At 67.7% G+C, this 12,580-nt stretch carries 12 protein-coding genes; 5 read left to right on the top strand and 7 right to left on the bottom strand.

Translation table 11 applies throughout. The annotated features are described in order from the left end of the window. The 3 genes from CXQ90_RS07240 to CXQ90_RS07230 all read right to left on the bottom strand — a co-directional run bounded on the left by CXQ90_RS07240 (nucleotide 1) and on the right by CXQ90_RS07230 (nucleotide 3,126). A complete protein-coding gene (locus tag CXQ90_RS07240; protein WP_258064401.1) occupies nucleotides 1-1,224 on the bottom strand; it encodes an aminotransferase class I/II-fold pyridoxal phosphate-dependent enzyme in 1,224 nt (407 codons plus the stop codon). Continuing rightward, complete coding sequence (locus CXQ90_RS07235; protein WP_104138067.1) at nucleotides 1,221-2,093, bottom strand: class I SAM-dependent methyltransferase; 873 nt, start codon at nucleotides 2,091-2,093, stop codon at nucleotides 1,221-1,223. The genes CXQ90_RS07240 and CXQ90_RS07235 overlap by 4 nt, the downstream gene beginning before the upstream one ends. Before the next feature lie 121 nt (nucleotides 2,094-2,214). Continuing rightward, a complete protein-coding gene (locus tag CXQ90_RS07230; protein ID WP_104138065.1) occupies nucleotides 2,215-3,126 on the bottom strand; it encodes a phosphatase PAP2 family protein in 912 nt (303 codons plus the stop codon). Nucleotides 3,127-3,256: 130 nt separating this feature from the next. Here CXQ90_RS07230 and CXQ90_RS07225 point away from each other — a divergent pair, with 130 nt between their 5' ends. Next, nucleotides 3,257-3,652 (top strand): hypothetical protein, encoded by a 396-nt coding sequence (locus tag CXQ90_RS07225; RefSeq protein ID WP_104138064.1) that lies wholly within the window; start codon nucleotides 3,257-3,259, stop codon nucleotides 3,650-3,652. A gap of 74 nt (nucleotides 3,653-3,726) precedes the next feature. Here CXQ90_RS07225 and CXQ90_RS07220 read toward each other — a convergent pair whose 3' ends face one another. The 4 genes from CXQ90_RS07220 to CXQ90_RS07205 form a co-directional block, all read right to left on the bottom strand. Next, nucleotides 3,727-4,044: a hypothetical protein gene (locus CXQ90_RS07220; RefSeq protein WP_104138062.1), complete on the bottom strand. Its 318-nt coding sequence runs from the start codon at nucleotides 4,042-4,044 to the stop codon at nucleotides 3,727-3,729. Between the two features lie 52 nt (nucleotides 4,045-4,096). After that, a complete protein-coding gene (locus tag CXQ90_RS07215; RefSeq protein ID WP_104138061.1) occupies nucleotides 4,097-4,600 on the bottom strand; it encodes a hypothetical protein in 504 nt (167 codons plus the stop codon). Between the two features lie 71 nt (nucleotides 4,601-4,671). Next, a complete protein-coding gene (locus tag CXQ90_RS07210; RefSeq protein WP_308470545.1) occupies nucleotides 4,672-5,550 on the bottom strand; it encodes a response regulator transcription factor in 879 nt (292 codons plus the stop codon). Then, nucleotides 5,547-7,142, bottom strand: a complete 1,596-nt coding sequence (locus CXQ90_RS07205; protein ID WP_104138059.1) for a cell wall metabolism sensor histidine kinase WalK — start codon at nucleotides 7,140-7,142, stop codon at nucleotides 5,547-5,549. Before CXQ90_RS07205 ends, CXQ90_RS07210 begins: the two co-directional genes overlap by 4 nt. 532 nt (nucleotides 7,143-7,674) lie before the next feature. Between CXQ90_RS07205 and CXQ90_RS07200 the strand changes: the two genes are divergently transcribed. From CXQ90_RS07200 to CXQ90_RS07185, 4 genes are all read left to right on the top strand, one after another. Next, nucleotides 7,675-9,252 carry a BTAD domain-containing putative transcriptional regulator gene (locus tag CXQ90_RS07200; protein ID WP_104138324.1) on the top strand — a complete coding sequence of 526 codons (1,578 nt, stop codon included), beginning with the start codon at nucleotides 7,675-7,677 and terminating at the stop codon, nucleotides 9,250-9,252. After that, on the top strand, nucleotides 9,245-10,621 hold the full coding sequence (locus CXQ90_RS07195; RefSeq protein ID WP_104138058.1) for a sensor histidine kinase: 1,377 nt from the start codon (nucleotides 9,245-9,247) through the stop codon (nucleotides 10,619-10,621). Before CXQ90_RS07200 ends, CXQ90_RS07195 begins: the two co-directional genes overlap by 8 nt. 69 nt (nucleotides 10,622-10,690) lie before the next feature. Further along, a complete protein-coding gene (locus CXQ90_RS07190) occupies nucleotides 10,691-11,350 on the top strand; it encodes a class I SAM-dependent methyltransferase (RefSeq protein WP_104138056.1) in 660 nt (219 codons plus the stop codon). 209 nt (nucleotides 11,351-11,559) lie between these two features. Continuing rightward, nucleotides 11,560-12,537, top strand: coding sequence for an o-succinylbenzoate synthase (locus tag CXQ90_RS07185; RefSeq protein WP_104138055.1), 978 nt, complete (start codon nucleotides 11,560-11,562; stop codon nucleotides 12,535-12,537). The last annotated feature ends 43 nt before the right edge of the window (nucleotides 12,538-12,580 follow it).

Raw genomic sequence — 12,580 nt, 5'->3', positions numbered from 1 at the left:
TCAGTCAGTTGGGCGGTTCTGCCCGGCGCGTTCCATCGCTGCCCGGAAGTGGGGCAGGCTGCCCTCCACCATGTCCTCGCTGGCAGTGAGGGAAATCCGGAAGAATCCGGGCGTCTCGAACAGTGCACCGGGCAGCACGAACACGTCCTCCTGGGAGAGCGCCTCCGTGAACGCTTCATCGTCCGGGATGGGACAGTGGACGAACAGGTAGAACGAGCCCTCCGACGGGCGGAGCCGGTAGCCCATCGCACCCAGCTCCCGCACGAGCCGGTCGCGTTTGCGCTGTAGCTGGTGCACATCGATGGTGAACCGCTCCAGCCGGGGCAGCGCATACTGCAGCACACCGTTGGGGTAGATCCAGCCCATCGCCACCTGGAGTGCGCCGATGGCCAGCCCCAGCGCCCTGCGGTCCGGCATGGTCGGCGGCAGGGCCAGGTAGCCGATCCGCTCACCCGGGGCGAGATGGGTCTTGCCGTACGAGTAGGCCAGCAGTGTGTAGGGATAGAACTCCACCGGGCTGTGGAACCGGGCGCCGTCAAACACGATCCGGTTGTACGGCTCGTCGGACACCAGGTAGATGCGCCGGCCGTTGCGGGCGGACGCCTCGTCGAGCAGTTCCGCCAGGCTCTGCAGCAGTTCCGGCGGGTAGATCCTGCCGGTGGGGTTGTTCGGGGTATTGATGATGACCACCCGGGTGCGCGGCGTGATGGCGGCGGCGATGGCGTCCAGGTCCAGGTCAAAGGTCTCCGCGTTGACCCGCACCTTCACCGGCACCAGCCCGGCCTCGACCACGAGCGGCTCATAGAGGAACCACGGCGGCAGGCTGTAAATCACCTCGTCGCCCGGATCGGCCACCGCCTTGAGCGCCAGCGCGAGGGCGGTGAAGCCGCCCGTGGTGAGGTAGAGGTCCTCGGCTTCGAAGGGCACGTCCAGCAGCCGGCTAAGTGAGTCCGTTGCTGCCTCCCGGGCGTCCGCTTGGTTCGTCTTGTAGGCGAACCACTGGTCGTCGCGCGGAGTGACCGCGGACTGGAGCGCCTGCACATAGGCGTCCTGCGGCATCTGGTGGGGGTTGCCCAGCGTGAAGTCACAGATGCCGGGTTGGTACTGGCGGCGGGAGTACGTGGAGTTGCCGAGGAAGTCGTTGACCCGCCTTAGTGACGGGATGGACGCCACCTCCAGGGCACGACGAGAAGCTGGCGAGGGGCCGCCGGGAGGTTCCGTCACTGCCCGGCCTTGGCGTTGTTTCCGCTGCGCACCTTCTTGCCCGTGAGCAGCAGGTACTCCCAGTCCATCTGTGCCGGGGCATCGCCGTGCGCGTCGCTGAAGGCGTCTGCGAGCTCCGTGAGGGCCTTGTCCAGGGCTTTCACCTTGTCTTCGTCGCCGGCGAGGGACTTGTAGACGGAGATGGTGGGGCCGTAGTGGGACTTGAAGTAGCGCAGAAAGTCGTCCGGCTGGTGGAAGCTGCTGACGGTGACTCTCTGCTTGCGTGCCTGGATGTCCGTCACGCGGTCACCTAACAACTCGCGGACGTGGTCCTCGCTGCCCCACAGCGGCGGCGGCTCCGCGCCCGGCGGCGGCGGGGGAGCGAACGGCTTCATGGTCTTGAACATCTGTCCGATGAAGCCCTCAGGCGTCCAGCTCAGCAGCCCGATGGTCCCGCCCGGCTTGCACACCCGGACCAGTTCGTCAGCGCCCGCCTGGTGGTGCGGGGCGAACATGACGCCAAGGCAGGAGATCACGGCGTCGAACTCGTTGTCCGGGAACGGAAGGGCCTCGGCGTCGCCTTCGACCCATTCCAGCTCGACGCCGCGATCGGCTGCCTGGCGACGGCCGGCGTCGAACATCTCCGGGGTCAGGTCGCTGGCCACCACCTCGGAACCCATCATGGCCGCGGGAATTGCCGCGTTGCCCGCGCCGGCGCCGACGTCCAGCACCCGCTGGCGCGGTTTGAGCCGGCACGCCTCCACCAGAATGGCCCCGAGGTCCGGAATGAGCTCGTTGGCCAGTGCGGGGTAGTCGCCCTGCGCCCACATGGCCCGGTGCTTCTCCTTCAGGACGCGGTCCGCATCGGCCTGATCAGCCTGATCGTTCATGTCGGCACCCCTCTGCTCGTGCAGGATTCGGTGACAGCGCGCTGCTCCAGTGGAGGCTGTGGTGCGACTTATTGTGGGCGCCGCCGCAGGGGATGTAAAGACGGTGCGGCTACCACTCCTGTCAGCCCCGCCGTCCGGCCGCGTGCGCGAACAGCGACGTCGTGGCCACGGTGGCCAGATACCCGGCGATCACGATCAGCGAAATGCCGGCCCAGAAGTAGTTGGTGGTGCTGCCCTCCTGGCTCAGGCCCGGGGCGATCTTGATCAGCGAGTACACGGCCACCGCGGCCGACGCCAGCCCCAGCAGCACGGGCAGCGCGATCCACAGCCGCGCCGAGGCCCAGTGCCCGTTAAAGCCGTCCCAGACGCTCCATTCGTGGCTGTCGTTGCGAATGATCAGCCAGCCCGCCGGGATCATGAAGCAGCCCACCAGCAGGAACGCCGCCACCACGTCCGCCGGCCGGTGCCACTGGTTGACCAGGGTGGACATCCCCGACGCAATCGCGAAGCTGCCGCCCACGAAACCCGCCAGCGGCCGCCATCGCGGCGAAGCCATCAGGAACACGGCCGCAGCCGCCGAGGCCGCCAGGGTGGTGTGCCCGGACGGCAGCGAGTTCAGCTCCAGCGTCTCAACGCCGCGGTACGGCCTCGCCGGCAGCAGGTCCTTGAGCACCTGCGTGGCGATGTTCGCCGCCACGCAAGCCGTCACCGCAATGCCCGCGGCCCGCCATCGGCGGTGAATCACCGTCACCAACAGAACCACGACGGCGGCCATCACCAGTGAGATGGTGGGCAGCCAGTCCAGGAACCGGGTGGTGACCTTGCCCGCAGGCCCGTGGATGTCCACAGCCTCCACCAGCGCGGACTCGTCGATGAACTGCCCGGTGGTGGTGCGGACAAAGTAGTAATAGGTGGCCGCGAGCCCGGTGGCACAGGCCAGGGTGGCCACGGCAAAGAGGAAGCCGGTGCCCCTGGCGAGGCGAGTCCGGCCCGCTGCCTGCTTGCGTTGGGGATCCCTGAGCTGGAAAGTCATCGTAACAAGGGTGTCACAGTTTGCTGGGAGCTGCCTGTCCGCCGGGTGGGTGCACGGAGTGCCTGTCCCTTCCCGCGGCCTGGTGCCCAGGACGGCCCATTCGGCGCCGGCTGGCCGATAGAGTTGGAGCATGGCCGGACTGGTGGATGCGCTGGGGCCCATCCTGGAATTGATGACGTGGGTGGGGTTTGTTCCCGGTGTGCCGCTGCTCGTCTGGGGCCTCATCATTGCCCGGCGGCGCTGCGCCTGGACCACCACCACGGGCGAGGTCTACACGGCCGGCGGATTTACCGGATTCCGCTGGACCGACCAGGAGGACGTGCCGCGCCAGACCCTCGTGGACGCCGACGTCGCCCGGGGACTCGTGGCGGGCAACGAGGTGGAACTCCACTACGACCTCTGCCACCCCTCCCGCTGGGGCCTGGGCCCGCCCAAGCATGACAACACCGTCCTGATCCTGGGCTGGATCCTCACCTCAGTGGGCATTCTGTGCACGGTGGGGGGCTTTGTGCTGCTGCTGTTCTGACTGCTGGTGGGCTGTAATGGCTTGGGTATGCGGGGTTCCGCTAGGCGGGAATGGCTTGCGCTATGCGGGTTCCGCTAGGCGTGCGGATCCAGGCTCGGGCCGCGCCCGCCAGCGCGTGACCGCCCGCCGCGGCGGTTCCTGTCCCGCAGATGATCCAGGAGCGCCTGCTCCGGATGACCCGGATTCTCCGCCAGGTGGCGCAGCAGCCGGCGCCGAACCTCGGACCGGGCGTCAGTGGTGGCCAGCACACTCTGGATGATGTCCAGTACCTGCTGATGGAGTTCCGAATCATCGACAGTCACGGTGGACGGCTGGCCGAGTTGACCCGCGCCGGCATGACCCCATCGCTCCGGCGGAATCGGTTCGTACAGATCGCGAAAGTCGGTGTGCATCACGGGCTCCTTCGTGAGAGGGGAATCTGCTTCAGGCTTCCGCCGCGGGCTCTTAGTCATTGCTGCCACCTCCGGTGCCTTTGTTTCCGGAGAGGCCGCCTTTGTCATCGGGGATGGTGCCCGACGTCGAGTCATCGAGGTTGCTGGACGACTTCGAGTCATTTCTTGACGTTGAGTCGTCGGTGGGGGCCACCGCGGGGGAGGTGACCTGCGCAGGTTCCACGCGCTCCACGATGACCGAATCGTCCGGAGCTGAGTTGCCGGCGTCCGGCGCCTCGGTGGCCTTTGAGGCGGGCGAGGTCGCGGGGCTGAGCGGCTCCGACTTGAGCGAGGGTGATTTTGGCTTGGGCGTGGCAAGAGGGGCCACGCCGGGGCGCTTGGTGAAGCCGTCAATGTTGAGGACGGAGTCCCGCGGGGAGGGTTCGCGCACAACCACGCCGGAGAACTGGTCAGCCGGGGCGCCGGCGACGGCCTGTGCCCAGACCGAAACGCTGGCAAGTCCGAGCAACGGAATGCTCAGCAGGGACCACTTCTTCATCGGCTTGCCTCCCCTCATTCGTGTCTCCACTCTGAGGGGCGAAGGTGAGGCAAGGATTAGACGCGGATGAGAGTCTTCTCATCCACCGCCTACACGGCGGCAGGCTCCTGTCCGTTGGGGTCGCCGTTGCGGTCCCGGCTATCGGGCTGGTCGCCCGGCTGGTCCGAGGGCCAGTCGCCGGGCCGGTCGCCGGAGCCCTCAGCGCCGCGTGGGCCGCCGGCGGCGCCGGGCGCGGTGCCCCCGGCGCCGCCGGACGCTTCGCTGCCGGGCGTTTCGCCGGCCACCTTTCCCGCCTCCGGGGCGGGCGTGCACATGAGGCGATAGCCCACGCCCCGGATGGTCTGGATGCGTTCGGCGCCCAGCTTGTGCCGCAGGTACCGGACATAAACGTCAACGACGTTTGAGGAACCCTCAAAGTGGTAGCCCCACACGCGGCTAAGGAGCTGTTCGCGGCTCAGCACCCGGCCCGCGTTCTCCATGAAGGTCCGCGCCATGACGAACTCCCGTGCGGACAGGTCGATCACGCGGCCGCCGATTTCCGCGGTGCGCAGGTTCACGTCCAAGGTCAGGTCGCCGCAAACGAGGGAGGGTGTGGCGGTCACGCCTTGGGTCCCGCGCAGCCGGAGCTTGACGCGGGAGAGGAGCTCTTCGAACCTGAAGGGCTTGGTCATGTAGTCGTCCGCCCCGCCGTCGAGCGCGGCCACCGTGTTTTCCAGGCTGTCGGCAGCGGTCAGCACGATCACCGGAACGGTGGACTGCATGGCGCGGAGGTTCCTGAGGACCGCCAGGCCGTCCATCCGTGGCATCCCGATGTCCAGGATGATCAGGTCGAACTCGCCGGAGGTGGCGTAGTCCAGCGCCTTCACGCCGTCGAACACCTGGGTGGTGGTGTAACCGGCGGCCGTAAGGCCCTTGGCGAGGAAGGCAGCAATGCGAGGCTCGTCGTCGGCGATCAGAATCCGCGTCACGGCGTGCCCCCGGCCTGGGTCAGGATCTCAGTGCCCGACGACGGCCCCCTCACCTGCAGATGGACGACGTCGTCAGCGGCGCTGTCCGCCTCACCGGTGCTTTCTTCGCCGCTGCTGTCACCACCTCCCGACGGAATGATCAGCACGAAGCGGCTCCCCTGGCCCTCCTCGGATTCGAGCCGGACCCTGCCGCCGTGGGCCTCGGCTATGGCTTTCACGATCGACAGGCCCAGGCCCGAGCCTTCGGTGCCGGCGGAATTCCTGCCCTTCCCGAAGCGCTCGAAAATGCGCTCGTGATCCTCGGCGGGTATGCCGGTGCCAGTGTCCGCCACCCAGATCTCCAGGTTCTTCGCAAGGCCAGGCCGTGCGCCCGGCGGTGTGTCGCCGTCGTCGTTCTCCGCCCAAGCAGCTCCGACCGAAATCCGGTCCGCCTCCGACGTGTGCTTCACGGCGTTCGCCGCGAGCTGCTCTACGGCCTGGGTCAGCCGCCGGCGGTCCGCGCGGAACAGGCCGCCGGGCGTGGCGTCCAGCTGCCAGCGGCGCTCGCCGAGGACCTTGACGCGGTTCATGACGCCTACCAGGAAGTCATCGGTTTCGATCCAGTCCGGGGAAATGAAGTCGGGACGTCCGCTACGGGCGAGGATCAGCAGGTCATCCACCAGCTCCTGCATCCGGTCCAGCTCGTCCAGCAGCAACACCCGGGTCTGGTCGACGTCGGCCGGATCCCCGGCGCGGAGCAGTTCCAGGTAGCCGCGGATGATGGTCATGGGAGTCCGGAGTTCATGGCTGGCATCGTGCACGAAGCGGCCCTGGTTCTCGAAGCCGGACTCCAGCCGCTCCAGCATGTGGTTGAAGTTCATGGCCAGCTGAGCGACGTCGTCCGTGCTCGCCGGCACCTCGACGCGCTTGGTGAGGTCCTCGAACGTGGTGCTCTGGGTGGCCTCCCGCAGCCGCCGGATGGGACTCAGCAGCCGGCCGGTGACCAGGTACCCCACCACACCCGCCAGTGCCAGCGTTGCCAGGGAAGCCAGGCCGTAGATCCACATGGACTGGATGATTTCCGCGCGCTGGACCCCGATCTCGTTGGAAACCACCAACAGCCCCTGGTCAGGCCGGCCCTCCAGGGAGACAGAGGTGATGGCGAGCCGGACCTGCCTGCCGTCAATCTGCGTGTCCCTCAGCACCGTCTGGCCGGCAACCCGCCAGTCCCAGACACGCTGGATGACCTCACGAGAACCCAGATTGGTGCGCTGTTGCTCGATGGGCAGGATGATGTTGCCACCCCGGACCAAGGTCATGACCGACTCGTAACCTCCGGGCGAGCCGCCGCGCAGGTAGGTGGTAAAGAGCTCCTCCAGCGAGGTGTAGCCCGCGCCGCCGGAGTTTGGCCGGCCCCGCTGGGCCAAGGCGTCCAGGTTCTTGCTGGGTACCTGGAGTTCCGTGTTGACGTAGTCATTGAGGGTTTTCAGTTGCGCGGCGTGGGTGAAGGCGCCGGATACGAAAAGCCCCACGGCCATGAACACCAGCAGCGTGGCCAGCACCCGGAAGCGGACGGAGTGGATCTCCGCGCCCAGCGCGCTGGACGGGTTCACTGGTCTGCCTGTGGATGTCGGAGTGGTGCCGGCAGGGCTACATTTGCCGCTATCTGTTGCCTGATTACCTGCCGGTAGTTTTGCGGCAAACACGAAATGGCCCGTTCAGCAAAAAATTTTTGACCGCAGAAGTCGCCCGGGACGCCCCTCAACGCCGGGTACTTGGAATACTTGGTTGTACCCGCCACGGCCATGTTCCGCGTCATTGGATCACCCATTTCATGGTTATTTGGCGGTCCTCCGGGGGCCAGGATCGCCTAATTACCGCTGGAACTGCGGTAATACAAAACTAACCCCGTGTGCTTGGGAAAAACTTGGTGTTTCCGCACCCCCACGGACGCCCTACCCCAAGTCCTCAGGGGGTCCCCGGGCAGGCAGCAGGCAAGTGGTCGCCCCCGGCCGCAAGAGCATCCAAGTAGTCCTGCCGGCAAAAATCGAGTACTCGCTACTCGTGCCCCTACTTGGCCGAGTGACAAGTATGAGGACAAGCCATTCATGGGGAATGCAGTTCATGGGGATAGTAGGTGCACAGATGGTTCAGACAGTTGCAGAAGACACTCGCTGGTCGGGCAGAGTCGCTCACGAAGACGAGTACCTTCCACCGACTTTGGCAGGTGGGCAGTCAGCACGACTGTCCATAAACATCCTGGGTCCGCTCCGGGTCCGCCGCGGCGACGTGGTGATCGGATCGCATGAGCTGGGCGGACCCAAACCCCGGCAGGTGCTGGAGCTCCTGTTGCTCAAGCTGGGCACACCGGTGTCCAAGAACCACCTGATCGACGTCCTGTGGAACGGGCAGCCTCCGGCCGAGGCCCTGTCCACCCTTGAAAGCTATGTCAGTGTCCTGCGGCGCCACCTGCAGCCGGGCTCCGGCAAGGGCGGCGCGCTCCGCACGGTCACCGGCGGCTACATGATTGACCGCACCATGGTGGACCTTGACCTGGACCGGTTCGATGACCTCCTGAAGCAGGCCGGACATGCCGGCTCGGAGGAATCCTTCCGGCTGCTCGAGAAGGCACTGGAGATCGCCTCGGTGCCGCTGCTCGGAGATGAGCTCCTGGCAGGCTGGGCGGAAGAGGAACGCACACTGCACTCGGCGCGGGTGGCCAGCATCAAGGCCCGTGCCGCCGAAGCCGCCGTCACCGTGGGCCAGCCCGAACGTGCCGTGGCGCTCGCCAGCGAACTGCTGCTGGATGATCCCATCAACGAGCGGGCCTGGACCGCGCTGGTCCTGGGGCTGGAGGAATCCGGACAGTACATGGAAGCGCTGCGGGCCTACGGCCGCTGCCGCCGGGTCATGGACCAGGAGATCGGCTGCCTGCCGGGGCGTGCCCTCCGCGACGCGCACGCCAGGCTGCTGCAGGCAACCGCCGCCACTGACGAGGACACCTCTGAGATGGCCGACGGCGACGCACCGCTGCCGGCACTGTCCGTGCAGAACGCCCGGGAAATCAGCATCCTGACGATCGACGACCACAGCACGTTCACCGAGCTGCTGACCGCCGCCCTGGACCGCGAGCCGGACCTCCGCAGCGTCGCGTCGGCCACCACCGCCAAGAGCGGCGTGGAGCAGAGCATGGCGCTCAAGCCCGACGTCGTCATCATGGACTACCACCTGCCCGACGGCGACGGCCTCACCGCCGCTGCCCGCATCCTGGCCGATGCGCCGAACACCCGGATCGTGATGCTGACCGGCGACCCGACGCCGGATGCGCTGCGGACCGCCGCTTCGATGGGCATCTGCGCCTTCCTGCCCAAGGGTGGTTCGCTCTCCACGCTGCTGGATACGCTCCGGTATGCGCGGGCCGGGAACATGGTGGTCCACCCGTCCCTGGTGGCCCAGCTGGGCATGAGCACGCCGAAGCCGGCTCCGGCCGTACGGACGGTGGAACTGGGAGGTCCGGTGCTGACGCCCCGCGAGCTTGATGTCCTCCGGCTGATGGCAGGCGGGCACGGCTCCAAGGAGGTGGCCAGCAAGCTGGACATCTCACTGAACACCTGCCGCGGCTACGTGAAGGCCATCTTCGCCAAGCTGGGCACCCATTCGCAGCTCGAATCGGTAATGGAAGCGTCACGGCGCGGCATGCTTGAGCAGCCGTCCCATGGCTAGGCCCTCCCTTCGAAAGCCTGCCCTGTTCCGCCCGTTTGAATCGCCGGCGTCCGAGAATTCAGAGGTCTTCAAGGCCGTCCGGCGGTTCCTGCTCATGGGCCTGGTTGCCCTCGTCATCGTCACCACTCCGGTAGCTTTCTGGATCTGGTCCGAGGCCGAACACCATGCCCTGCAGAACTCGAAGCAGGCCACCGAGCACCTGGCGAGCAACGTCGTGGGGCCGCTCCTGGACGAAGAAGTCCTGGCGGGGAACCCGACGGCGGTGGAGCGCCTTGACGAGCGGCTCCGCCCCTGGATGGGGGATACATCGGTTTTCGAGATCAAGCTATGGGACAAGGATGGGCGCATTGTCTATTCGGACGACCTTAAGCTGATCGGCCAGAAGTTCGGCCTTCCGCACGAGGCAGCGGAGGTGTTGGCCGGAGGCCTCGTGCCGCCGAATCTGGAGATGCAGAAGGACGAGGTGAACACCCCCAATGCGGCTCCGGAGGAGCTGGTGGAGGTTTACGTCCCTGTCATCGCCCCGGACGGCCAGAAGCTCGTGTTCGAGGCCTACTACGACGACGACGAAGTGCGTGCGGAGCAGTCTGCGGTCTTGTTTGGCATGGCACCGCCGTTCCTCCTGGCCCTCGGCGTGCTGCAGCTGGCACAGCTTTTCCCGGCCGTAAGGCTGGCCCGCAGGATCCAGGCACATGAGGCGGCACGGAGCCGCCTGCTCCGCCGGGCGATCGAGGCCTCCGAACTGGAGCGCCAGCGCATTGCCCGGGATCTTCACGATGAAGTGATCCAGGAACTTTCGGGCCTGTCCTATGTGCTGGAATCCGAAGAGCGCCACGGCCCCGAGGCGCAGCGCGCGCTCTTCGGCGATGCGCGCAGGATCCTGCAGGACAACGTCCGGAGCCTCCGGGCAATGACCACCGAACTCTATCCGCCGGACCTCAACAGGCTGGGGCTCAACGGTGCCCTGGCGAGGCTGGGGGATCCGCTCGAGGAGCGCGGGATCAGCCTCGAACTCGAGCTGCCGCCCGAGTGCGAGCTGGACCGGGACCGCGCCGCGCTTTTCTACCGTGTGGCCCGGGAGGCCCTGGCCAATACGGCCAAGCATTCCAAGGCGGCCACAGCCCAGCTACGGCTCAGCCAGGACGGCAACCGGGCGGAAATCCGCATCCACGACGACGGCTGCGGCTTCGACCAGAGCCTGGGGTCCCCGGAAGGCCACTTCGGCCTGCGCATCATGGAGGACACCATCGGCGAGGCCGGCGGAACCCTGCAGGTGATGTCGGCTCCAGGGCGCGGGACCACCGTGATCGCGCGCTTCGGAGCCGAAAATGATGCCATCGTGCGTGGCATCCCGCAGCCGGTGTCATAGCGCCGGCCCCACAAGCCGCCGGCCCCTCCAAAGGCGTAGGGGCCGGCGTAACACCCGGAAAGAAATTTGATGTCCCCGAAACCGCCCGAAGGGCCTGCCGGACTGCAACACACACGGTTCGCGCGCGCTTACGCGAGGGCCGTCGTCGGCATGAACCGGCGCGGCGGCACAGCCCACCGGCGCCGGCTGCTGGCCGGCCTGAGCGGGAGCGTCATCGAGATCGGCGCGGGGGAGGGGTCCTCGTTCGGGCTGTACCCGCGAGAGGTTACTGACGTGCTGGCACTCGAACCCAACGACTACCTGAGGAACCTGGCCCGGCCGCGTGCCGTGTCCGCTTCCGTGCCGGTGGTCCTGGTGGCCGGAGTGGCGGAGCAGATCCCCGCCCCCGATGCGGGCGCGGACGCGGTGGTCACGAGCCTGGTCCTATGCAGCGTGGCGGACCAGGCCAAGGCGCTGGCGGAAATCCGCCGGGTGCTGCGTCCGGGCGGAACGCTGGCCTACTACGAGCACGTCCGGTCTGTTCACCCTTTCCTGGCCGCGGCTGAGGACCTGCTGACCCCGGCCTGGCAGCGGATGGCGGGCGGCTGCCATCCAAACCGGGACACCCTCGCGGCCATCACGGCCGCCGGTTTCCGGGTCCAGGACAATGAGCGCTTCGGCTTCGGCGGCCATCCGCTGGCGCCGAAGATTGCCCACATCCTGGGCCACGCGACGAGCCCGGATGCGTAGGGGCGCTGGGGCTTGAGGGCTGCGGCCCGTTGAGGGCCGCGGCCGGAGATGCCTCATCCGGTGCTTGTCCGAGGTTGTCCACATAGCAGCATCGGGGCCGAGGGGGCGGCCGGGCCCACCGGTACAGTGAATTCATGCCTGCCGCATCGCCTCCAGGGGCCCCCAAGTTTCCGCCGTTCCGAGCGTCTGCGCTGCCGTCGCGGGGCGGAATGCCGCCGCTTGAGGAACTGCTCGGCAGCGCCCGCGTGGTGGCGCTCCCCATGCGCGTGAAGTTCCGCGGCATCCTGGAACGCGAAACGCTGCTGCTGCGAGGACCGGCGGGCTGGGGCGAGTTCGGCGCCTTCCCCGAGTATGGCGATGCCGAGGCCTCCCGTTGGCTCGCATCAGCCATCGAAGCCGGGTGGCACGGCTTCCCGGAGCCGCTGCGGGCCAGCATCCCGGTGAATGCCACCGTGCCGGCCGTTCCTGCCGAGCGTGTGCCGGACATCCTGGCCCGGTTCGGCCGCGTGGACGCCGTCAAGGTCAAGGTTGCCGAACCCGGCCAGTCCCTAGACGACGACGCCGCCCGGGTTGCCGCCGTCCGTGCCGAGCTGCCGGAGGCCGCCATTCGGGTGGATGCCAACGGAAGCTGGGACGTGCCCGGGGCAGTGGAGGCGCTGACCCGGCTCGCCGCCGTCGGGCTGGAGTACGCCGAACAGCCCGTGCCTGACATCGAGGGCCTGGCCGAGGTGCGGCGCCGGCTCCGCGCGGCCGGCGTGCCGGTGCTGATCGCCGCCGACGAAAGCGTCCGCAAGGAGGAAGATCCGCTCAAGGTGGCCCGCGCCGGGGCTGCCGACCTGATCGTGGTGAAGGTGGCGCCGCTGGGGGGAGTGCGGCGCGCGCTGGACCTCGTGGCGCAGGCCGGCATGCCCGCCGTCGTGAGTTCGGCGCTGGACACTTCAGTGGGGATCCGCGCCGGGCTGGCGCTCGCCGCCGCGCTGCCGGAACTGCCGTACGCCTGCGGACTGGGGACGGTCTCGCTGCTCGCCGCTGACGTCTCCACGGATCCCTTGGTGGCCGACGACGGCGCCATCCGCCTCCGCGACGTGGTCGCCGACGAGGAGCTGCTGGAGCACTACGCCGCGGGACCCGAGCGGAGGGAGTGGTGGCTCGCGCGGCTGCGCCGTGCCTATGCGGAGATCGCCTGAACCGGGCAGCCTTTCACGCGGATGGACTCGACCGCGCTGAACC

Origin of the sequence: Arthrobacter sp. ZGTC131, assembly GCF_002929275.1 — a bacterium.
In the GTDB taxonomy this organism is placed as follows: Bacteria; Actinomycetota; Actinomycetes; order Actinomycetales; family Micrococcaceae; genus Arthrobacter.
Note: the sequence above shows the minus strand (reverse complement) of the source record. Positions and strands in the feature narration are given on the sequence as shown.

Bases quoted from the DNA above. Each gene is read 5' to 3' on its own strand.
- CXQ90_RS07235 (WP_104138067.1), bottom strand. From the start codon at position 2,093: ATGAACGATCAGGCTGATCAGGCCGATGCGGACCGCGTCCTGAAGGAG.
- CXQ90_RS07230 (WP_104138065.1), bottom strand. From the start codon at position 3,126: ATGACTTTCCAGCTCAGGGATCCCCAACGCAAGCAGGCAGCGGGCCGG.
- CXQ90_RS07225 (WP_104138064.1), top strand. From the start codon at position 3,257: ATGGCCGGACTGGTGGATGCGCTGGGGCCCATCCTGGAATTGATGACG.
- CXQ90_RS07220 (WP_104138062.1), bottom strand. From the start codon at position 4,044: ATGCACACCGACTTTCGCGATCTGTACGAACCGATTCCGCCGGAGCGA.
- CXQ90_RS07215 (WP_104138061.1), bottom strand. From the start codon at position 4,600: ATGAGGGGAGGCAAGCCGATGAAGAAGTGGTCCCTGCTGAGCATTCCG.
- CXQ90_RS07200 (WP_104138324.1), top strand. From the start codon at position 7,675: ATGGTTCAGACAGTTGCAGAAGACACTCGCTGGTCGGGCAGAGTCGCT.
- CXQ90_RS07195 (WP_104138058.1), top strand. From the start codon at position 9,245: ATGGCTAGGCCCTCCCTTCGAAAGCCTGCCCTGTTCCGCCCGTTTGAA.
- CXQ90_RS07190 (WP_104138056.1), top strand. From the start codon at position 10,691: ATGTCCCCGAAACCGCCCGAAGGGCCTGCCGGACTGCAACACACACGG.
- CXQ90_RS07185 (WP_104138055.1), top strand. From the start codon at position 11,560: ATGCCGCCGCTTGAGGAACTGCTCGGCAGCGCCCGCGTGGTGGCGCTC.